General features: G+C 50.8%; 17 protein-coding genes. 11 read left to right on the forward strand and 6 right to left on the reverse strand.

Going from position 1 to position 21,054, the window contains the following annotated elements:
• Nucleotides 1-75: 75 nt before the first annotated feature.
• The 3 genes from DVH26_RS26640 (at nt 76) to DVH26_RS26650 (ending at nt 3,597) form a co-directional block, all read left to right on the forward strand.
• The gene (locus DVH26_RS26640) at nt 76-984 is read left to right on the forward strand and encodes an AraC family transcriptional regulator (RefSeq protein ID WP_239627298.1); all 909 of its coding nucleotides are present in this window, start codon (nt 76-78) and stop codon (nt 982-984) included.
• A gap of 102 nt (nt 985-1,086) precedes the next feature.
• Nucleotides 1,087-2,349, forward strand: coding sequence for a hypothetical protein (locus DVH26_RS26645; RefSeq protein ID WP_239627301.1), 1,263 nt, complete (start codon nt 1,087-1,089; stop codon nt 2,347-2,349).
• A gap of 213 nt (nt 2,350-2,562) precedes the next feature.
• Nucleotides 2,563-3,597: an endonuclease/exonuclease/phosphatase family protein gene (locus tag DVH26_RS26650; RefSeq protein WP_239627304.1), complete on the forward strand. Its 1,035-nt coding sequence runs from the start codon at nt 2,563-2,565 to the stop codon at nt 3,595-3,597.
• Nucleotides 3,598-3,762: 165 nt separating this feature from the next.
• Here DVH26_RS26650 and DVH26_RS26655 read toward each other — a convergent pair whose 3' ends face one another.
• Nucleotides 3,763-4,254, reverse strand: a complete 492-nt coding sequence (locus DVH26_RS26655; RefSeq protein WP_239627307.1) for a hypothetical protein — start codon at nt 4,252-4,254, stop codon at nt 3,763-3,765.
• 174 nt (nt 4,255-4,428) lie between these two features.
• Between DVH26_RS26655 and DVH26_RS26660 the strand changes: the two genes are divergently transcribed.
• The 3 genes from DVH26_RS26660 (at nt 4,429) to DVH26_RS26670 (ending at nt 8,203) form a co-directional block, all read left to right on the forward strand.
• A complete protein-coding gene (locus DVH26_RS26660) occupies nt 4,429-5,127 on the forward strand; it encodes a response regulator transcription factor (protein WP_239627309.1) in 699 nt (232 codons plus the stop codon).
• Nucleotides 5,124-6,578 carry a sensor histidine kinase gene (locus DVH26_RS26665; RefSeq protein WP_345774013.1) on the forward strand — a complete coding sequence of 485 codons (1,455 nt, stop codon included), beginning with the start codon at nt 5,124-5,126 and terminating at the stop codon, nt 6,576-6,578. Before DVH26_RS26660 ends, DVH26_RS26665 begins: the two co-directional genes overlap by 4 nt.
• A gap of 317 nt (nt 6,579-6,895) precedes the next feature.
• Nucleotides 6,896-8,203 (forward strand): TolB-like translocation protein, encoded by a 1,308-nt coding sequence (locus DVH26_RS26670; RefSeq protein ID WP_239627312.1) that lies wholly within the window; start codon nt 6,896-6,898, stop codon nt 8,201-8,203.
• 15 nt (nt 8,204-8,218) lie between these two features.
• On the opposite strand, the gene DVH26_RS26675 is transcribed toward DVH26_RS26670, so the two are convergent.
• Nucleotides 8,219-8,797: a helix-turn-helix domain-containing protein gene (locus tag DVH26_RS26675; RefSeq protein ID WP_239627315.1), complete on the reverse strand. Its 579-nt coding sequence runs from the start codon at nt 8,795-8,797 to the stop codon at nt 8,219-8,221.
• 114 nt (nt 8,798-8,911) lie between these two features.
• On the opposite strand from DVH26_RS26675, the gene DVH26_RS26680 reads away from it, so the two are divergent.
• On the forward strand, nt 8,912-10,159 hold the full coding sequence (locus tag DVH26_RS26680) for a CynX/NimT family MFS transporter (RefSeq protein ID WP_481857548.1): 1,248 nt from the start codon (nt 8,912-8,914) through the stop codon (nt 10,157-10,159).
• A 144-nt stretch (nt 10,160-10,303) separates the two neighbouring features.
• Here the strand turns inward: DVH26_RS26680 and thrC are convergent, their stop codons facing one another.
• Nucleotides 10,304-11,695 (reverse strand): threonine synthase, encoded by a 1,392-nt coding sequence (gene thrC, locus DVH26_RS26685; protein WP_239627317.1) that lies wholly within the window; start codon nt 11,693-11,695, stop codon nt 10,304-10,306.
• A gap of 223 nt (nt 11,696-11,918) precedes the next feature.
• On the opposite strand from thrC, the gene DVH26_RS26690 reads away from it, so the two are divergent.
• From DVH26_RS26690 to DVH26_RS26705, 4 genes are all read left to right on the forward strand, one after another.
• Entirely contained in the window at nt 11,919-12,677 is a 759-nt protein-coding gene (locus tag DVH26_RS26690) for a 3'-5' exonuclease (RefSeq protein ID WP_239627320.1), read from the forward strand.
• A 314-nt stretch (nt 12,678-12,991) separates the two neighbouring features.
• Nucleotides 12,992-14,323 carry a spore germination protein gene (locus DVH26_RS26695; protein ID WP_239627323.1) on the forward strand — a complete coding sequence of 444 codons (1,332 nt, stop codon included), beginning with the start codon at nt 12,992-12,994 and terminating at the stop codon, nt 14,321-14,323.
• Nucleotides 14,316-15,404, forward strand: a complete 1,089-nt coding sequence (locus DVH26_RS26700) for a GerAB/ArcD/ProY family transporter (protein ID WP_239627325.1) — start codon at nt 14,316-14,318, stop codon at nt 15,402-15,404. Before DVH26_RS26695 ends, DVH26_RS26700 begins: the two co-directional genes overlap by 8 nt.
• On the forward strand, nt 15,397-16,479 hold the full coding sequence (locus DVH26_RS26705; protein ID WP_239627327.1) for a Ger(x)C family spore germination protein: 1,083 nt from the start codon (nt 15,397-15,399) through the stop codon (nt 16,477-16,479). Before DVH26_RS26700 ends, DVH26_RS26705 begins: the two co-directional genes overlap by 8 nt.
• On the opposite strand, the gene DVH26_RS26710 is transcribed toward DVH26_RS26705, so the two are convergent.
• The 3 genes from DVH26_RS26710 to DVH26_RS26720 form a co-directional block, all read right to left on the reverse strand.
• The gene (locus DVH26_RS26710) at nt 16,463-17,824 is read right to left on the reverse strand and encodes a multi antimicrobial extrusion protein MatE (protein ID WP_239627329.1); all 1,362 of its coding nucleotides are present in this window, start codon (nt 17,822-17,824) and stop codon (nt 16,463-16,465) included. The two genes, DVH26_RS26705 and DVH26_RS26710, sit on opposite strands and share 17 nt — an antisense overlap.
• A gap of 156 nt (nt 17,825-17,980) precedes the next feature.
• Nucleotides 17,981-19,393, reverse strand: coding sequence for a glucuronate isomerase (gene uxaC, locus DVH26_RS26715; protein WP_239627331.1), 1,413 nt, complete (start codon nt 19,391-19,393; stop codon nt 17,981-17,983).
• Nucleotides 19,394-19,528: 135 nt separating this feature from the next.
• Entirely contained in the window at nt 19,529-21,028 is a 1,500-nt protein-coding gene (locus tag DVH26_RS26720) for a tagaturonate epimerase family protein (protein ID WP_239627333.1), read from the reverse strand.
• Between the last annotated feature and the right edge of the window lie 26 nt (nt 21,029-21,054).

Raw genomic sequence — 21,054 nt, forward strand, 5'->3', positions numbered from 1 at the left:
ATTGCTTCTTCCGCCACCTATCTGCTATGGTGAAATTACATCCAATTTCAAATGATAGGGAGAGCTGCCGACTCCATGTATGATCATTCTTCGTCGGAATCCGCGCGCCGTTATCCGGCGCCTCATATCGTTACTGCCGGTGATTTCACCGTCAAAGCCGGGTGGACACTCGGACCCAGGAAGCTGCACGATTATGAGCTCGTTTATTTTCCCATCGGCTCCGCTACGCAATACAAGGTGGCAGATACGCTCTATGTGCTGGACGAACCCTGCTTCATCCTGACCCGTCCGTCGGAGGAGCATACGTACTTATTCGATCCCTCCCATCCTACAAGGCATTTGTTCATTCATTTCATGACAGATTCGTTGACGGGCTGCCACGACCTCACTCCGCTCCTGTCTCCTGGAGGCTTATCCTGGCTGCGCGCCGGTCATACTTCGCTCGTTCCATCGCTGTTCAAGCAATTGCTCCATCTGGCCGCCTATAAGCCGTTTCATTGGGAGCAGCGGGGGAATCTTCTCCTCTATACTATCCTGGCAGAAATAGAAGGGCTGGCCGCTACCGAACCGGATCCGCTGTCTGGCCGGAACTTGCCGATGCAAGTAACGAAAGCGCTTCAATATATCGACAAGCATCTTCCGCTTCCCCTATCCATCGCCCAAATAGCCGATCATGTAGGATGGACTCACGAGCATTTTACCCGCGTTTTCGTTCAGCATATGGGGATTACGCCGCAAAAAGCCATCTCTCACCGCCGCATCGAGCGGGCCTGCCAGCTGCTGCTGCAGACGGCCTCTTCCATCAAACAGATTGCCTACGAGGTCGGCTTCCGGGACGAGCATTATTTCTCGCGCTGCTTCATCCAGGTCAAAGGAGTGACCGCTTCGGAGTACCGCGATCGCTACGAAGATCCGAGAGTCCGGCATCTGGCTCCGGTGGAGGATTATCAGGGAGCCTACCCGTTAAACCGGATTATCAAATAAATCCACCAACGCTGCGGTTCGCTTTATTGCTGCCCGACTTCTGCATTTGCCATAATAAATACAAGCGGTTCCATTCACTGTTCCTTTGAGGGGGAGTTCTCCATGTTAAGTTATGCAGGAATTCAAAATCCTTATGCTCTGGGCAAGTACAGCGTGGAAAAAAATGCGAAGGTCATGCAGCGCTACCGGTTCATTCACGAGAGCCTGCTCCGGATTGCCGCAGGTCATTTGCCCGCGCGTGAAGACTGGGATATCAAAGTTGCACTCGGCAAGCATCTGTACGAGGACGCAGAAGCCGCCGACCGGCTGCGAGCGCGGATTACGGAGCTGCGGACGTCCTCCGCCGTTCTGAACCAGGAGCCGGATGCAGCGTTGTCCTTGCTGATGGACGAACTGATTCATGCGCGCAACGATCTGGAGCTCATGGTCGGCATCTACGGCGTCATCAAGCCGGCTCTACTGGATGCCTACCGCAGCCACACGGCGACGACCCAGCAAATTGTCGATCAGCCGACGATTCGTATGCTGCGGTCGATGATCCTCGATTTGGAGGATCAATTGAGCTGGGGAGAGCAGATGATTGTGAGCCTTCAGCAATCAGGCATCTATGAGGACAACGGCGACCAGTTCAAGGCCGGTATCGCCTCGCTCCTGGCTGCGGCCGGCGGCATCGACGGGCAGCAGCCCAAGACGGCTGTACTGCCGCACCGGATCCGCTCCCATGAGCCATACCGGATCCCATTGAAATCGGTGCGCGATCCTCGCAAGATGGGGCCGGTTACGTGGGCTCGGACCAGCGTGCTTAACCCGCCAGAAGATCCGGTACAGCGCAGCCTATTGGCCAAAATGCGCGTCAGACAGGAAGAAATGACCGCGGCCGAGCTGATTGCAGCCGTTCTCTTCTCGCAGAAAAACATGCCGTGGGAATTTTACCGCGATCTGGCCCGCCATCTGTGGGATGAAGTGCGTCATGCCTTGTTCGGCCAGGCGGCGCTGGAAAGCGAAGGCATCGACTGGATGAGCCGGCCGCAATACACGTCGGATTACGATGTTAACGCGCCGAAAATTCCCGGAGCACAGTACGCATGGCTTGCGATCGGCATCGAGGAAGGTGCGATGAAGCGTCCGGGCAAAGCCGGGGAATTCGAATTTTGCCGGGATGAGGCAAAGCACCCGCTCATGACCCAGTTTCAGGATTACGACTGGGCCGATGAAGTGGTGCACGCCAATCTCGGAAGGAAATGGTCGCCGGATTTGATCGGCGAGGATATCAGCTTCGTCCGGGAAATCGCCAAGAACGAGCTGGATCACTTCTGGACGGAAGTGCGCCGGGCTCAAGCGCAGTGGAACGAAGGCGCAAGCTGACTAAAGAACCCGCTATCCCTATTACGGATGGCGGGTTTTATTATCGAGAAACTCGGTTTATCCGTATCCGTCTTAGTAGTTGAGTATGGGATTTGCCTATTTTTTTTTATAAATAGATTCCAGTCTAGTCCATATTTAGTTATCTGTCCGACCTCCCCCATAGTCTCTAAGCATAGGATGAGATGTGCTAAAATCATGGGAGGTGTTTGGCTGATGGGACGTCTGGCTATAAAAGCAAAGCGCTTTAAAAAGAAAATGAATATCGTTTGTAAAAAGAAGAAATCGAGGTCGAAGCTAACCATCATGACATGGAACATCTATTTTGGAGCTGAATTATCGATTGCAGTAGGAAGCACTCCTGAGGAACTACCGCAACGCGTTACTGAGATCTTTAGACAGTTTCAAGCAACCAATTTCCCCGTGCGAGCAAAGGCTATTGCCGATCAAATTGCTAGAAAAAAACCAGATATAATAGGTCTTCAAGAAGCAGCAATATGGCAACTTTTGGTACCTCAAAATTCTAAAGCAGCAGTAACATATGATTTTGTCTCGATCCTTCTCAAAGAGTTAGAAAAAAGAGGATTACATTATCAGGCTTTAGCCATTGTAGACACTACGGATCTTACGTTACCTAGTAGTAGCGGCTTCAACGTTCGATTTTTAGATCGAGACGTGATTTTGGTGCGAAAAAATTCAGGACTTAAGTTCTCAAATATACAAACAAAGAATTTTGAAGCTTTTCTTCCCGTTCCAGTTGGCGGTAATGTTGAAAGACTCCTTTTTGGTTGGGCGTCTGTTGATGTCAAAATATGCGGAAAGAAATTTAGACTGGTAAATACTCATTTACAACCCGTTACACCTTTAATTCCCGAGACACTTCAAATACAACTCGCTCAAGCCAATGAACTTTTACAGGGCCCCGGAGCTACTGAACTTCCTTTAGTGTTCATAGGAGATTTCAACTCAAATACTGACGGCAATGGCCCAACTTACAACTTGTTAGTTAATTCCGGATTTAAAGATACATGGACTATCGCAGGAAAAGGCGCTGGATTAACATGCTGCCAGGATGCTGATGTATTGAATTTGATTTCGCAGCTTTTTGTCAGAATAGACTTAATTCTCTTTCGAGGCGATTTCAAAGTTAAGAAAGTGGAGGTTATTGGAGAGGATCAAAAGGATCGTACACCAACGGCACTATGGCCTTCTGATCATGCAGGAGTTGTAGGCACTCTTACTTTAAAATAACACGTAACTCAGCCCTCATCTTCTAACAAAGTGGGGGCTATCTGATTCAATTCACAGGTTTCTCGACAAGCTCACCCGCTATCCCTATTACGGATGGCGGGTTTTTCGTTCTTGCTCCGCTTGAGGCGCGTTCATACTTGTTCATATTTTTTTAATATACCGGTCTCAGATTTCACATAGAACGATCATGTTTTTATTGTACATTGTTGATGTGCCCGACAGAGCCCAAGCGGCTGCGGCATAATGAGATTCCGAAGAGTGAAAGGAGACTAGAAACATGAAAAAAACTTTGACGTGGGCTTTAGGCGTAATGCTAGTTTTTGCTTTAGTTACGGGGTGTTCAAGCGGGGCTGAAGATAGCGGTAGCACCGGCTCCAAGGATTCCAGCGTACCGACCACAAGTACGCCGAAGGGATCGGATTCGTCAGGCTCCTCCTCGACGACACCGGGCGGAAGCGGCAGCTCTTCCGGCAGCGGATCGAGCTCAAGCGGAAGCAAGTCGTCCAGTACCGGCTCCGATAGCTCTACCAGCGGCTCCACGAGCGGTTCTACAGGAAGCAAATCGACGGATTCCAGCTCCGGCAGCGGCTCCACAAGCGGTTCTACAGGCGGCTCCACAAGCGGTTCTACAGGTGGCTCTACAAGCGGTTCGACCACCAAACCATAATCGTTGATTCAACCCATTCCAATAGGCCTTTCTCCGATCGGAGAAGGGCCATTTTCCTGTTTGCCCCCGCAAAACCATGCTCTTGCTCCGAAATGTATAGGTACACCTGATGCAGGGCACGTTATGCCCAAATTCTATACCAAAAACATACAAAGGATGGACTTATGAACCCTTGGAAAGTATTGGTTGTAGATGATGACCCTAACGTTCGCGAAATCATTCGCTTATATTTCGAAAAGCAGCATATCGATATGCTGGAAGCCCAGGACAGTATGACCGCTCTGGAGCTGCTCGAAAAAGAATCGCCCGATATCATTATTCTCGATGTCATGATGCCCGTTATGGACGGCTATGAAGCTTGCCGGGAAATTAGAAAACGGTCCGATACCCCTATCATTATGCTGACGGCCAAGGGCGAGGAGTTCGACCGTGTGCTAGGTCTTGAGCTCGGAGCCGACGATTATGTGACGAAGCCGTTCAGCCCGCGGGAGCTTATCGCCAGAATCAAAGCGATCTTCAGGCGGATGCAGCCGAGAAAGCCGAGCGAGGAAGCTGAGGCTCCCGTATCGTACGACTTCGAGGGCTTGTCGATCCATATGGACCGCCGTGAAGTCATTGCCGGCGAAGAGAAGGTTACGCTCCGGCCGAAGGAATTCGATCTGCTGGCGCATATGGCCAAGTCGCCGGGCAGCGTATTTAGCCGGGAGCAGCTGCTCGAGCAAGTATGGGGCTATGATTATATCGGCGATATTCGTACGGTTGACGTTCACGTGAAAAAGCTCCGCGAGAAGCTGAATCCTCATAAAAGCGACTGCATCCAAACCGTGTGGGGCATCGGCTACAAATTTGTGGTGGACCCATGATTCTCGGCATTAATAAAAGCATTTTCCGCCGCATTTTGTTCAGTTCCATGCTGACGGTTCTGTTAGGCCTGTGCGTCGTTGGGCTGCTCATCTCTTTGTTGACGAAAAGCTACATTATCGATTCGAAAAAAGAAGAGCTGCTGCGCAAAGCAAAACGGGTCAACCTGGCGGTGCAGAACGCGACCGTCCTGGACGACAGCGTCAAAGATTTGCTGATCTTTTTTGACCAGTCTTATGAAACTAGAATCTGGATCTTCGATCTCCAAGGCAAAATTGTCGCCACTTCCTCCAAGGACGAGGTGTATATCGGCAAATCCGTCGACGCTTCCATCGTCAAAAAAGTGAAAAACGGCGAAAATACCATTCTGAACATGGAATTCGAGGGCATGAAGGAATCGATGCTGTCCGTCGTTGTCCCGTGGGGCAAAGATAATCAAGTATTCGGCGGAATCGTTCTGCACTCTCCAGTGACAGGGATGAATGAGACGATAACGAACCTGCGGGAGACGATCCTGTGGGGCACCTTATTCGGCCTCCTCCTCTCCGCCGTCATTGCCTCGTACTTATCATGGACGATTTCTCAGCCGCTGCAAAAAATAGACCGGGTCGCCGCAAAAATCGGCATGGGCGATTATAGCGAACGAATCCGGATCCAGTCCAAGGACGAAATCGGCGATCTGGCCGGCACGATCAACCATATGGTCGAGAAGCTGGAGATCGTCGATCAGGAGAAAAAGAAGCTGGAGCAAATCCGCCAGGATTTCCTGGCCAATGTGTCGCATGAGCTGAGGACTCCGCTGACAGCGATGCAAGGCTTTCTCGAGGCGTTGCAGGACGGGTTGATCGACGAATCTGCCAAGCCCCGCTACTATGGCATTATTTATAACGAGACGCTTCATATGAACCGGCTGGTCGATGACATTATGGATCTCATTAAGCTGGAAAACAACGAGATCATCTTGTCTCGCTCTCCTGTCGATGTCAAATCGCTACTGACCCAGATCGCTTTTAAATTCGAGCCGGAAGCGTCGGCCAAAGGCACGTCTATCGGCCTGCAAATCAGCACCGAACTGCCCAAAGCGTACGCCGATTTGAGCCGCCTGGAGCAAATAGCGAACAATCTTATCAAAAATGCAATCAAGTTCACGGAGAATGGAAGCATTGTGATCCGCGCCTTTTATGAGGAGCCGTACATCCGAATCGTTTTCTCCGATACGGGGATCGGCATATCCCCCGATGATCTGGAAATGATCTGGGAGCGATTCTTCAAGGTGGACCGCGGCCGCTCCAAAAAAAATCAAGGCACTGGGCTCGGCCTCGCCATTGTAAGGGAGCTGGTCATGCTGCACGAAGGCAAGATCGAGGTTCAAAGCGAGATCGATAAAGGCACTACGTTCAACGTTTGGATTCCTGGCGTTGAAATGGTGCAGGACAAAAACCTGACCGGTTGACGGTCAGGTTTTTGTTTGTTGAGAAACTCGGAGGAGATTGAAAATGTGTACGGTACCCAGATGGGTATCTCCTTCCGGCCGCTGTTGTTATCGGGAAATTTTATTTATTCATCGCACCCGGCTGTTATTTCCCGATAACAAAGGCGGTCACGCAAGCGTTCCTCCAGAAGACACCCACCTTCCCCCTCTTACATTTTCTAAATAGCCGTGCTGCTCAACAACCCGAACCTGACCGAAAACGGTCGAATGATAAGCCCATCAACAGAGCACATTATCATTATCCAATCCACCATTCACCATGAAAAGGAACATTAACCATGAGACTACCGCTTCAACTATTTCAATCGACTGCAATAGGGAGAACACTCCTGATCGCCCTGCTCATATCGGACGCTATATGGGGAAACGTCACGCAGGTGCAGGCTGCTCCCGACAACCTGCTTAAGGCCGCTTTCGTTAGGGGAGGCCATGTATGGGTGAAACAGCATACAGGCGAAGAAAAGCAGTTGACGAAAGACGGCGAAGCCTCCTACCCGGTCTGGTCCTATGACGGAACGTGGCTTGCCTATTTCAAATCAAAGGACGGAGAATCAAGAGAGCTGTGGCTGTACGAAACAAAGTCAGACCGTCACGTCAAGGTATATGAAGGCGGCGCAGGTAATGTGCAGTGGTCGCCGAACCGCAATATCGCGGCCTTTCTCGATGATGGCGTTTTGAACAAGACCGATACGGCCAAATTGGCTGAGAAACCGTTTGAGAACGAAGCATTCGGCATCGGCAATTACTCCTGGCTGCCCGACGGCACAGGATATCTCGCCTCTACTACGGCGAAGCGGCTGCCCGACGGCTGGACCAGCCCTATCCTGTACAAAATTCCGCTCGGGGCGGGTACGGACGAGTCCAAAATGCACCGCTTCTTCACTCTTCCTTCCGAGCTGAAGCATGGCGGCGTCACGGTCCTGTCCATCGGGACCACGACGTTCAAATGGTCCGCCGACGGCAAGTGGATCGCCTTCGTCGTCCACCCTACGGCATCCTGGTCCGCCGACAGCGACATGCTGTGCCTGCTGTCCTCGAACGGCAAAACGTTCAAAGCTTTGGACGAAATGCTGGCCAATTCCAGCTGGTTTCAATGGGCACCCCGAACGAGCAAGCTCGCTTATATTCAAGGCGGACTCCGAATGGCTTTGGAGAACAAGCACTTGAAGGTCAAAGAGCTCCCTGCTTTTCGGCCCCCGCAGCTGACACCTCCCGGATACGCGGACGGGAATTTCACCTGGCAGAACGACGATTCGCTCGTCGTGCAACGATCCAAAGAAAGCTCCTGGTCCCAAGAGCCGTCCGAACGGCCGCTTCCTGTGCTTGTCCAAGTCCGGGTCCACTCTTCCGAGCAGAAGCAGATCTCCTCTCCGCCTGGAGGATTCGGCGATTATTCTCCCTGGTACGGCCCTTCATCGGAAAAGCTCGGCTGGGTGCGCTCGGACAGGACGAAAGCGAGCGTCATGCTGGGACTGCCCGACGGATCGCAGGCCTCCGTATGGGTTGATTCTATCGATAGAGGGAGCAACTATTACGAGCAATGGGATTGGCGCAGCGTATTAAGCTGGTATGAAGGACACCGGTAGTGGCAGCGGCCGCCCTTATGGCTGCCGCTCCAAAGATATTTGCAGGACGGCAACCTCATCCGTATCGTTATTGTAGGAGTGCTTGTGATCCCCGCGGAACCGTACCGCGTCAAAGGCCTTAAGCTCATAAGGCTTATCGCATACTATGACGCGGACGGAACCGGATAATACCGTGGCCGTCTCCGTTAAGCCTGTCGGATGATACTCGGAGGAATATTCGCTGTGCGGATCGAGATACGCCCGGTATATTTCTACCGTACCATTGGCCGATTCGGCGAACATAGGCTCTATCTTCCACGGTCCGTCCGTCAATTGAATTCCCTCTCCGGATCTGGACACCAATACCCCGCTTTCCTCTGCAAACAGAGATGACAATGGAACGCCAAGCCCGTCCGTCATTCTCCATATAACGCACAAGCTCGGGTTCGATTCTCCCCGTTCGATTTTACCCAAAGTCAGCTTGCTTACCCCGGTACGATCCGCAAGCTCGTCTAAGCTCAGCTTCCGCTCTTTGCGAAGCTGCCTGAGCGCCGATCCGATACTTCTTACCATCTGCAGCATTTCTTGTGGTTCCGATTGCTTTGTTGTATCCATAATGCCGCCCCCCTTAATAAATTATAGTTTACTTTTTATATTCATAAGTATATTATAGTTAACTAATAGAAGCAATCTTGGTTTCGGCTTCACACTTGGAAGGAGTGAATCACTATGAAAATAACTACAGAGCCATCGCTCATGGACGATGCGAAGGATGCCGCATCGCTTCGTTCAAGCCGATTGCTGCTCATGGCCGGAGTCGTGCTCATCGCCGCCAATCTGAGAGCGTCGATCACGGTAGTCGGCCCCTTAGCGGCATCCATCCGCAATGATACCGGTTTATCCAATGTCATGACAAGCCTGCTTACCGCACTTCCGCTAATAGCATTTGCGCTTATTTCCCCGTTGGCTCCTGCGCTGTCCCGCCGGTTCGGAACGGAAAGAACGCTGCTCGGCGGTCTGATCGCCCTCGCCGCCGGCATTGTGCTCCGCTCCGTCCCTTCTGCCACGGCGTTATATGCCGGCACGGCGATTCTTGGCGCAGCCATTGCTGTAAGTAACGTCATGCTGCCCGCCTTGATCAAGCGCGACTTCGCTCACCAGGTCGGGCTTATGACCGGCCTTTATACCGTCTCCATGAGCGGCTTGGCCGGGCTTGCCTCGGGGATCAGCGTGCCGATGGCCGAGGGGCTCGGCCTCGGCTGGCGCGGCTCCCTCGGCTGCTGGGCACTGTTGGCCGCCGCGGGCATTGCGGTCTGGCTGCCGCAGCTGCGCGGCGCCAAACCATCGCTCTCGGCGCCGGCGCCTGCCAAGGCTGCCGGGAGTCTATGGCGCTCGCCGCTTGCGTGGCAGGTGACGCTGTTCATGGGGCTGCAATCGCTCGCGTTCTACGTGACGATTGCCTGGCTGCCCGCCATCCTGCATGACAGAGGCATGAGCGCGGCGGCCGCCGGGTGGATGCTGTCGCTCATGCAGTTCGTCAGCTTGCCCGCTTCGTTCATCGTGCCGGTGCTGGCGGGCCGCACGGCAAGCCAACGCGGGCTCGTCGCCTTTACCGCCGCCGCATCCCTGATCGGGTACGGAGGGCTGCTGCTCTTCCCTGCCGCTGCGATGGTGCCGGTATGGATCGTCTTTATCGGCCTCGGCCTAGGCGCGAGCATCAGCCTGGCGCTTGCATTCTTCGCCCTGCGGTCATCAAGCGCTCCGCAAGCCGCGGCGCTGTCGGGCATGGCCCAATCGTTCGGCTACCTGCTCGCCGCCCTCGGGCCGATTTTGTTCGGCTGGCTTCACGATCTGACCGGCGGCTGGACCGGTCCATTGTTCGTGCTGATCGCCGTTATCGTTTTGTTTTTCATCGTCGGTCTCGGAGCCGGCCGCAACACGCAGCTAAGCTCATCGTCCGAGCAGTCGCAGCAGTAAGCAAAGAAGCCCTTTGTTCCTCCTGCCCGAAGGAACAAGGGCTTCTTTTTCCTCCAGCAAAGCTCAGTACAGCTTTTTAGATGGGAATGCCCAGCTGCCAAAGCACAAAAAAATCGCCCCCTGCGCCAAGGAGCGATTTCTTGTTTATGCGAAAAATTGTTCCAGCTGCTGCACGAGAACCTGCTTATCGTTATCGATAACCGTCTGAAATTGCTGCTTATCGAACAATTGAGTAATTTCCGCAGGGAACTGCTGCTTAATATCGACCAATGCGATCGACTCGTTGAATTTGGCCGGATGAGCCGTCGCGAACACGACGCAAATTTCGTCTTTGCCGCTGTGTGTTTCATAAGCAGCGACGCCGCAAGCCGTATGCGGATCGAACAAATAGCCGTAATCTTTATCGTATTTGCTGATAACATTCAAGCATTGTTGGCCTTGAACTCCTTCAGCGACGAAGTCTTGAGCCACCTTCGCAAGATCCTCCGGACCGAATTCGATCTTGCCTTCGGTGCGGAACCGGTTCATGATTTCAGCCACTTTATCCGCATTCTTGTTATTCAGATAATACAAGTATCTCTCGAAGTTGCTCGCAATCTGAATATCCATCGACGGGCTGTAGGTGCTGTGGAAATCGCCCGGCATATAAATGCCTTCCTTGACGAACCGCTCCAAGATGTTGTTCTCGTTCGTAGCCAAAATGAGCTTGCCGATAGGAAGACCCATTTGTTTGGCCAAATAGCCGGAGAAAATGTTGCCGAAGTTGCCTGTCGGCACGCTGAAATTGATTTTGCCTACATTTTGCTTTTTCGCAATTTGGAAGTAAGCATAGAAATAATAAACGGTTTGGGATAAAATCCGTACGAAATTGATCGAGTTGATCGCTCTCAAATGATATTGCTGCTTAAACTCAATATCCGCGAACAGCTCCTTGATTGCTTGCTGACAATCGTCGAAGTTGCCTTTGACGGACAAATTCAGAACGTTGTCGTCCTGCACTGTTGTCATTTGCAGCTCTTGAACCTTGCTGACCTTTTGGTGCGGATGCAAAATACAAATGCGGATGCCTTCCTTGCCCCGAACGCCTTGAATTGCCGCTGCGCCCGTATCGCCGGAGGTTGCCCCAAGAATATTAATTATTTCATTGCGTCGCGTCGCTACATAGGAATACAGGTTACCCATGAACTGTAGCGCCACATCTTTAAAGGCAAATGTCGGGCCGTGGAATAGCTCGAGGACGTACAGCTGCTCATTAATTTGCTTTAACGGAGTAACAGCCGGATCCCGGAAGGTGGAATAGCTGTCATAGACCAGCTTTTTCAAATCCTCATATGGAATCTCGTCGTTCGTATAATACGAGAATATTTCAAGCATCAAATCCTGATAGGACAGGCTTTGCCATTCCTTCAGCTTATCCTCCGAGATCTGAGGGATTTCACTCGGGATCACAAGACCTCCGTCGTTAGCCAGCCCCATTAAAAACGCATCGATGAATCCACATTTCTCTACCTTGCCTCGCGTGCTAATATAGTCCATACTAATCCCCTTCGCGTACAATAATTCACTCTATTATAGCAAAAACTTGTCGCTTAATGAAGAAAAATGGTACAAACACTTTTGTATTGCAGCGAAAATCCGCCCCGAATGGATCAGCGAACGATTTCCGCCGTCAAAATTAGAAGAAATCTCACCGGATGGTAACAAAAACATCATAACGGATCGGCATAAACATGGTATGCTTGTACAAGGAGGTGAACGAATGAATTACATTGTCATCGATCTGGAGTTTAACGGCCGGAAGCATTACGACATTTACCCGATGGAAATTATCGAGATCGGCGCCGTGAAGCTGGACGAGCAGCTGGAAGTCGTAGACACGTTTCAGAGCTACATTAAACCGAACTTTTATATTAATAGATTCGCTCTGCAATTTTGCGGCATCAGCAAGGAAACGCTGCAGCAAAGCAATTCTTTCTCAGAAGTAATGGAAGAATTCCGGGCTTTTTGCGGCGAGGAGTACAAGCTTCTGGCTTGGGGCGGAGGCGACTTTTTCCACCTGTTCCTGGATTGCAAGGTCAACCAGCAAAACAATGAATGGCTCGTCAATATGCTGGATGTGACGGCATTTTTCGAAGGCGGTCTTCAGCAGGCTTTGGCCGATCATCAGCTGGAACCGGTCGGACAGCATCATTCGGCATTGGACGATGCCTTGAACACGGCAAGATTGCTTCGCTTGAAACCGGAAATCGCCGCTTCTACCGCTTATTTTGTACCGAATCAGTTCAAGCTATGTACCGGCGGCATTAAAAAGTGGATTACGCTATCGCTGGATCAAGCTATTGAAAAAGAGGAACTACTGACTTGGAAGCAGTTTGCCGACGACGATAAAGTCCGTACTTATTTCAGAATCATGAGACTGGTTCCGGAAGAAAAAGAGATGGTAAAGGAACTGTTCAACAAATTTTATCATGCCAAATACGGAAGAAAAGCAAGAAAAACACAGCAGCAGCTCGCGTAAGCTCTCATCATACCGTCCGGCCCGAGTATTGCCCCGGCTAACAAAGGCAATGTCAAAAACCGTCCTGGATCAAGGACGGTTTTGCCATGTTTATAAGCACTTACACGTTATATTCCGGATTGGGGTACCGAAAAGCCGCTCCCCGACCTTCGGTTTCGGCTCGCACGTATCGAGGAAGAAGTTTACTTTTGCACACTATTTTACATATGGAGTCTCTCTTCCATGATCGCAAGTGTCATAGCGCTGGAAACATGTATAGAAAGGAAGGACAAGGAAATAATTAGGGTAAACTCGCAGCCTGGATGTGACATGAAGTGGATTTAATCGGCAGCTTGCAAGCCAAATACAGAAATGATTCGGATTTACTGCTCCAGCGGACTTTTCTTGCCAATATCCCTATTACCTTGATTGGATTTAATTCGCTGATCGATTTACCTCAAACGATGCTTCTTCTTCAGTTGAAGGTTCAGAACGCCATTTCCTCTAATCAGCCGATAGATGATCTGTTGAACGGGATTGGGAATATCCTTCTTCACCCCGACGAATCGGCGCTTGTTGCGGAAATGGTCAAAGGACAACTCCTACTCTTCATTGAACATCGCGGAATCTGGGTGAATGTCACTCCGACGGCTCCCGTCCTGACCCGTGCTATCGAAGCGCCTACCACGGAAAACGTCATGCGCGGCTCTATCAGCGCCTTCAACGAAGATATCGAAACGAATATCGGGATTATGAAAAAACAGCTCAATTCACCCCAGCTGCATACGAAATCGTATTGGCTAGGTACCATTCAACGAAAAAGACTTGCTCTTCTGTACGTAGAAGGGCGGGTCGATTCAAAATTGCTTCATGCTATAGTAGAGCGTATCGAATCTCACCTGGAGCAAGATGTTCAGGATTTGAAATCGTTGAACAAAGTGCTCGGGTTTACCGATTGGACGCTCGTTACCAATTACAATACGACCGAACTTCCCGAGAACGCTTCTAACGCCCTCATGCGAGGCAAAGCCGTCCTGCTGCTCGATCGCTTTCCTTATGCCCTTATTTTACCAAGCAGTTTATGGGACATGTTCGCTGTTGAAAACGACCGTAACTTCCCGATCGTCTTTATGGCTCTAATGCGTTTATTGCGTATCGGAGGCGTATTGGGCAACATCCTCATGCCCGGACTCTATGTTGCCTTAGTATCCGTAAATCCCGATGTGCTGCGGATTGAGCTCGCCCTGTCCATTGCCGAGAGCCGCGCCGGGGTCCCCTACCCTGCATTCATAGAAACGATCCTGCTGCTGTTCGTATTGGAATTGATTCTGGAAGCGAGCGTCCGGCTCCCCAAGAGCATCGGTCCAACTATTACGATGGTAGGAGGCATTATTCTCGGACAAGCGGTAGTAGCAGCCAAGCTGGTCAGCAATCTTCTCATTATTATCCTGGCCGCGACATTCATAGCCAGCTCGACGGTATCGGGATTCCAAAATTCAATCAGCATTCGCATGTTTAAGTACGTCATTCTGATCTTGTCCGCTATATACGGTGTGCTGGGATTGCTGTCCGGATTGGTGCTCATATGCGCCTATGTGGCCAGCGTTACTTCATTCGGCGTCCCTTATCTGCAATTACCAAAACCCAAGGATGAGTCCAATGGATAAAAGTATTCAAGTCATGCTCATGTATATTTTGACTCATGTGGGACTCATCTTCTTTGTATATCCCGCAGATATCGTTTGCAGTATGGAGATCGGCCATTGGTTAGCCGTTACGGTCGGGTTCGCGATTCATATTATTTTTGTGATTGTGTATATGAAGGGCTTGAGCTATTTTAACAGGCAAGATTTGATCGATATTTATTTGACTGCAGGCAAAGCGGCTGCCATAGCCCTGTTAACCCCGGTTCTTTTTTATTTGCTGGCAGTCAATATTATTACCGTGAGAGCTTATTCGGAGATCGTTTCGCTAAATTTCCTTTCCGATACTCCCTTATGGGTCATTATGCTCCTATTGGTAGCTGTATCCACCTTCATGGCCGTATTGGGCATAGAATCGCTGTTTCGTACGGCATTATTGATGGCATTCCTGTTCCTTCCTTTGGTGGCGTTCGTCTTGTTAACCGTGTTCCAAAATGCCGACTGGCATTATTTGCTGCCCTTGGCGGACCGGAAAGCGCTATCGTTCTCGTTTGTTGCGAACCGGTCTTTTTTACAAGGTTTATTCGCCTTCGCGGGAGGCTTCCTGTTCCTCGGATTCGTTACGCCCTATGTTAAGTATCGTTCCCGGAATATTGTATGGGCTAGCCTATTGCTTCTCCCTTTATTTATCATCTCGGTCTATGCGCCGGTTCTTACATTCGGTCAGCATACGGCTTCGCTGTTACAGTTTCCTTTTATCACGACGATTGATACTCTCCATATTGATTGGTTGATGTTCGAGCGGGTTACTATGTTTTTCTTGCTTAGCATGGTAACCTTCGTCATGTTGTTTATGTCGCTCGTATTGTGGAAAACGAAACGAATACTGCATCGCTGCATACCTTCCGTTAAACCTATCTATATCACGCTGGCTCTTGCGATCGTCATTTTTGCAGTTTGCTTACAAATTCCTGATTGGAAGCTTGTAGAGCAGCTGTTTTGGTGGAACACCATTTTGCGACTCTATGTCATTACAGTAATCCCCATCATGACACTCGTGTTGGGCATTCGTCACAAACGAAAGGACTTCAATGGGCATGGCTAATAGAAATGGCTTGAAGCTGACGGTTCGAACGTTCCTTATCGTGGCATCATTACTGGTCTTGAGCGGGTGCTGGGATATTAAAGATATCAATCATCGGGCTTTGCCGATTGTTATGGGGATTTCCAAAGTAGACGGAGATTATAAAGTGTATCTGCAAGTTCCCGAACCATACAAGGGCGGAATGCAAATGCGGGTTGTCAGCGGCACCGGAACCACCATCAGTGAGATTGTGGACCGGATCAGCGCGAATATGGAAAGCAGTGTGGATTTGCTGCACTTAAAAATCATTCTCCTGGACAAGTCCTTTGTACAGCAAGGGGTCAATGACAGTATAGCCAGCTTCATGCGTTCCCGGGATATTTCAGCGAAAACGATGGTAGTCATATGCAGCGATAATCTGGAAACCTTCTTTGAGCAGTTGAATCAGGCGGCAAAAAGAAACAGTACGGTGCTGTACGACTTCTTCGAGAACAGTGCCGGATGGAATCCGCAAATCGCTCAAACCCGCGTCTGGGAGCTCTTTCGCAGCATCCACTCTTTCACGCATGACGTTGCCATTCCGATAGTAAAGGCAGGCCGCTCAACTCCCATTGAGAGCGACGGCTCCGCCGTGATCAAGAACGGCAAGATGGTGGACCGGATATCTATGGATGAAACGCTGCTATTTAACGCATTCAAAGGGTTAAGCACCCAAGGGAGAATCGAGGTGCTGGATCACGCCTCCGTGTTGATCCTAAACAATAGGATGTCCCACAAAAGCTCTATAAAGGATAATAAGGCGCTGCTGAGCAGCCGCATTCAGTTAAAGGTCACGATACTGGAAACAAAAGGGAATATAACCCTCGATTCAATACGCAACGAGCTGCAGCAGCTTATTTCAACCCGCTTCCAGTCGATGTTCCGCAGGCTGCAAGCCAAGGAAGCGGATATTTTGGGCGTCGGACAATATTTCCGCAATAAAGTCCCCAGGGACCGTTTGGCCTCCTGGAGATCCGAATATTATCCTTCCATGAAGCTTAATCTCGAGGTCAACACGATCATCCAAAATCAAGGTAACCTCAGAACGCTTGATTAGCCGTTTTTCCCGAAGCTGTCCTGCTTGCCCGCAGAACGTAGAGCACAACCCCTATCTCGGCAGCTAGCCCGAGAGACTGCGCCAGCGCCCCGATGGAGCCGCTCCAATAGGGCACAATCCGGACAAGGACTACGAGCATAAGGATAGCCACAGCTACATTGCATGCCTGCGACCATACCATAACCTTCGTCTGGCCCCGCAGCATGAGCAGACCATTGAGATAATCAAGCCATGGAAATACCAGGTTCATGATCATAAACCAGCGGAGAGCCTGCAGCGTTTCCTTCATCAAGGGCGAACCGGCCTGCACCCCTATTACGTGCTCGAGAAACCACGGACCGGCCGGAGAGTAGCCCAGGATCGATACGAGTACAGCAGGGAGAAACGCTACCGTGACGGCAAAACGGAACACTTTCCGTGCATTGACGTGATAGAAATTCAACACGATTTGATGCAAATACGAAAAGAAGCTCTGCATCAAATGAGCCAAATTCAATGCGATGGCAAACGAAGCGATAGCGAGCTCCATATTGCCCGTCGTGCCTAGAGCGGCATTTATCGCAGGATCAATCATCACGGCCAAAAACGATGAGACCATTAGAGGACGGTAGAAGCGAAAAATGTGCGCTTTGTTCGTGACCGGGTGCCCTTCCAGCTTTTCCGGAATGTCACGCCGCAACAGCGAGCGCCCTTCGATTACGCTGATGATGCATTCGATCGCCATGCCGGTCAAAAATATCAACGCTCCCACCGAACCGCTCGTTACTTTGTCCGCGGAGACAAAATAAGCAGCGACCAGGAACATGCCGATCAGCCGGATTCCCATGCCGATGGTCAACCATTTGGTCCGCAGGTTCACGATAATAATCCCGTGGAACAAACAGCGGACGCCGGAAAATAGAATAACGAGATTCAGCCATTGAAACACGTTGACGATTTCCGGCACTTGCGACGGCTCGGCCCCGAACAAGCGGATGAATACCCATGGTCCCATAGGGGTATAGCTGATCAGCGAGCCGACAATCAAGCAGCACACAAGAAGATAAGCCGCTATGGCTGACATCGCCCGGAACGACACCTTGTCGCGCACCAGCGCCGAGCAGGTCTGGCGCAGCAATATGGCCGGACGTTCTATTACGTCCATTAAGCTCAAAGCGATCGTATAGCTTGCGATCAGCAGCTCCGGATGAGCCGAACGGGCCAGCGTCCCGTTAATAATAACATGCGATATCATGACGAGACTGGCCGAGGCGCCAAGAGGAAGGAAAAATAACAGCAGCTGTCTGAAGGACAATGCTTGGAACGGGGCTGCGCCGGAACGCTGCGGTACTGGGCTTGTTTGCATTGCAGAATCTCTCTCCTATCGTTGTCTGCCATCTGCCGTTGCGGCTATGGATGCTCCATTATTTCTGCACGGTGCTCTCATTTCCTTCCATCTCATGGCAAAAAAAAGCCGGCATCCATTGGAGTACCGGCTTGTATGAACAGTTCTTATTCGCGATTAAGAAGAAAATTGAAAGTATTGATCGGCATTGTTGTAGGAAATATTTTGCACGATCTCGCCAAGCAGCTCCAGATCGTCCGGCGCTTCCCCGTTCTCTACCCACTCGCCGATCAGGTTGCAGACGATTCTGCGGAAGTATTCATGTCTTGTGTACGACAAGAAGCTTCTGGAATCGGTGAGCATACCTACGAAACGGCTGAACAAGCCCAGATTGGAAAGTGCCTTCATTTGCTCAAGCATGCCGTCTTTCGTATCAAGGAACCACCATGCGGAACCGAGCTGGATTTTGCCTGGTACGCCGCCGCCTTGGAAGCTTCCCATAATGGTGCCGAGCACATAATGATCCTTCGGATTCAAGGAATACAGGATCGTTTTAGGCAGCGCGTCTTCGCTGTCCAGTGCATCCAGCAGCTTCGCAAGCGGATACGCCAGGGAGCTGTCGTTGATCGAATCGTAGCCTGTATCCGGACCCAGCTTGCCGAACATCCGGCTGTTGTTGTTTCTCGCCGCATTGATATGGAACTGCATGGCCCAGCCCAATTCCGCATAGCGTTTGCCCATGAATACGAGCGTATAAGTTTTGTACTTCTTCTCTTCTTCGAGAGTTACCGTTTCGCCTTTCAACGCTTTGGCGAAGATAGCCGCCGCCTCTTCTTGGGTCGTCTCTGCATAAGCAACGTAATCCAAAGCATGGTCGGACACGCGGCCGCCAACCGAATGGAAGAAACGGATTCTCGCATCCAGCGCTGCCAACAATTGATCGTACGTCTCGATAGCCGAGCCGGATACTTCAGCGAGCTTGTTCACCCATGGAACAAAGGTTGCACGGTTGATTTCCAGCCCTTTGTCCGGACGGAAGGATGGCAGTACCAGGACGTCAAAATCTTTAATTTCTTTAATCTTGATATGATATTCCAACGAATCCGTCGGATCGTCCGTCGTACATACGACCTTAACATTCGATTTGGTAATAAAATCTCTTGCTCCGAAGCCTTCGCCGTTCAGTTGGGCGTTGACCTTTTCCCAAATGGCCGGAGCGTTCTTTTCATTGATCAAATCGTAGATGCCGAAGTAGCGCTGCAGCTCAAGGTGAGACCAGTGATACAGCGGATTGCCGATCGTCTGAGGTACGGTTTTGGCCCAAGCCAGGAAGCGGTCATAGTCGCTCGCTCCTTCTCCGCCGGTCACGTATTTCTCCTCGGCGCCGTTCGCTCTCATCGCTCTCCACTTGTAGTGATCTCCGTACAGCCACGCCTCCGTAATATTTTTGAACGTTTTGTTCTCGTAAATTTCCTGCGGGCTCAAATGGCAGTGGTAGTCGATGATAGGCATATCCTTTGCGTAGTCGTGGTACAGGCGGATCGCCGTTTCGTTCGACAGCAAAAAGTTCTCGTCGAGAAATTTTTTCATGGGACAGGTTCAATCCTCTCTAACTGGAAATAGTATTGCGATCTAGTGGTGCCGCTTGGCATCCAACAAGATCTATTATAGCGAAATGGACAGGTGGCCGAAACGTGCGGTTCGCACGCTTCGGCCCGATGCCTCTTACTTGCCGAGCAAGTCCAGATGCTTGCCGATATGGGCTTTGAGCGATTGCTCGAAAGCTTCTTCTTGGTCGCTCAATGTACGGTAGAACTCGTCCTTGAACAGCGAATTGCCTTGAGCATCCTTCGCTTGCAGCAGAATGCCGTACGTAATGTGAATCAATTGACGGGCATTGTTCTCGTTCATGTACGTATCCGCCAGGTCGGCGTCATCCACTTGATCCAACGGAGCGATTTTGCTCAAGTCCGTGGTGACATGGTAGTAAACCGTAGCTTCTTCAAAATGCTCCAACGCATACGCATGCATTTTGCGGTACAGACCCGGATTTACTTTGGCAACCGTTCTTACCGCTTCGAGCCAGTTCGTTCCGGCTGTTTTCACGTGGAAGCGGCCCTTCGTATATTTGCCGATAATCGGGAATACGCTGAACTTGTCGCTTCCGGAGTGAATGCTGAGCTTGTAGCCGAAATCGTCCGCAATCGCGGCGTGGATAATGAGCTCTTGCTCGAACTGCGCGATGTCTCCGATGTAGTCGATCCCCTTCTGGAACTCGCCGATGAAACGAGGTGCCATGCTGTAGATCGTCAAACCGCGGGCATACAGCTCTTTGGCAACGAGGAAGTGGGATTCCGGAGCTGTAGGCGTAGCCGTCTCGTCGATGGAAATTTCAAAATCGATTTCACGGCCGGCGGTTTTAATATATTTGTTGTAAATGTGCTCCATGAAGTTGATGGCCGGTCCGTAGATCAGCACGTTTTTCGCCAATGTTTCTTGGTCGAACGTAATGGAAGTGCCGGCTACCTCGAACGTTTGGTTCAAGTAGCGGGACTCATAATGATTGCGGATGTCTGCGGATAGCGCGTTATATTTGGCAGCCTGCTCGGCAGCAGTCAAGCCTTCGATAGTGTTATCGATATATTCGGAGCAATCGAGCGTCAGCATCGTGAAGCCAAGTCCGAGCGCCAGCTCGATGTCCGCTTCCACCTTCAGATGGTCGCCGTCTGCGCCGAAGCCGTCTTTGTAGCCTTCCTGGAATACGGCGAAGCACGCTGCATCGACCACTTGCTTGTAATCGCGGCCTGTCAGGTTCAGCTCGCGGATACTTTGTTGGGCCAGAATCGGACGAACGTTTCTTCCGCGGATCGTCTGGATATGTCCTGGGGAAGCGATACCGAGACGGTCGCCGAGACCGATCGTCGCCACTTGCGTTCCGAATGCGCGCGGCACGGTGTAATCGAAATATTTATTTAAAACCAAACGGTTTTCATGCGTCAGCGGGCATGCTTTGATACCGCCTTCAACAGAGCCTTGCAGCTCGTCGAACAAAGAGCCTTCGCCCACGGCCAAGATCAGCTTCGTCTGCTTGTCCTTCACCATAATGAGCTTCACATTGCCTGATTCCGCCAATGAATGCGGATACACTTTAACTCCTTCGGAAGAACCGAGGCCGCTTACGCTGCCTTCTTTCACAGCTTGGGCGATCGCTTGAAACTTGCTCATGAAAAAAGCCTCCTTATATAGGAACA

The organism is Paenibacillus sp. H1-7, assembly GCF_022354825.1.
Classification (GTDB): Bacteria; Bacillota; Bacilli; order Paenibacillales; family NBRC-103111; genus Paenibacillus_S.

Coding starts and splice junctions, on each gene's coding strand:
- DVH26_RS26710 (WP_239627329.1), bottom strand. CDS start 17,824: ATGCAAACAAGCCCAGTACCGCAGCGTTCCGGCGCAGCCCCGTTCCAA.
- DVH26_RS26640 (WP_239627298.1), top strand. CDS start 76: ATGTATGATCATTCTTCGTCGGAATCCGCGCGCCGTTATCCGGCGCCT.
- uxaC (WP_239627331.1), bottom strand. CDS start 19,393: ATGAAAAAATTTCTCGACGAGAACTTTTTGCTGTCGAACGAAACGGCG.
- DVH26_RS26670 (WP_239627312.1), top strand. CDS start 6,896: ATGAGACTACCGCTTCAACTATTTCAATCGACTGCAATAGGGAGAACA.
- DVH26_RS26660 (WP_239627309.1), top strand. CDS start 4,429: ATGAACCCTTGGAAAGTATTGGTTGTAGATGATGACCCTAACGTTCGC.
- DVH26_RS26705 (WP_239627327.1), top strand. CDS start 15,397: ATGGCTAATAGAAATGGCTTGAAGCTGACGGTTCGAACGTTCCTTATC.
- DVH26_RS26665 (WP_345774013.1), top strand. CDS start 5,124: ATGATTCTCGGCATTAATAAAAGCATTTTCCGCCGCATTTTGTTCAGT.
- DVH26_RS26645 (WP_239627301.1), top strand. CDS start 1,087: ATGTTAAGTTATGCAGGAATTCAAAATCCTTATGCTCTGGGCAAGTAC.
- DVH26_RS26680 (WP_481857548.1), top strand. CDS start 8,912: ATGAAAATAACTACAGAGCCATCGCTCATGGACGATGCGAAGGATGCC.
- DVH26_RS26690 (WP_239627320.1), top strand. CDS start 11,919: ATGAATTACATTGTCATCGATCTGGAGTTTAACGGCCGGAAGCATTAC.
- DVH26_RS26720 (WP_239627333.1), bottom strand. CDS start 21,028: ATGAGCAAGTTTCAAGCGATCGCCCAAGCTGTGAAAGAAGGCAGCGTA.
- DVH26_RS26700 (WP_239627325.1), top strand. CDS start 14,316: ATGGATAAAAGTATTCAAGTCATGCTCATGTATATTTTGACTCATGTG.
- DVH26_RS26650 (WP_239627304.1), top strand. CDS start 2,563: ATGGGACGTCTGGCTATAAAAGCAAAGCGCTTTAAAAAGAAAATGAAT.
- thrC (WP_239627317.1), bottom strand. CDS start 11,695: ATGGACTATATTAGCACGCGAGGCAAGGTAGAGAAATGTGGATTCATC.
- DVH26_RS26675 (WP_239627315.1), bottom strand. CDS start 8,797: ATGGATACAACAAAGCAATCGGAACCACAAGAAATGCTGCAGATGGTA.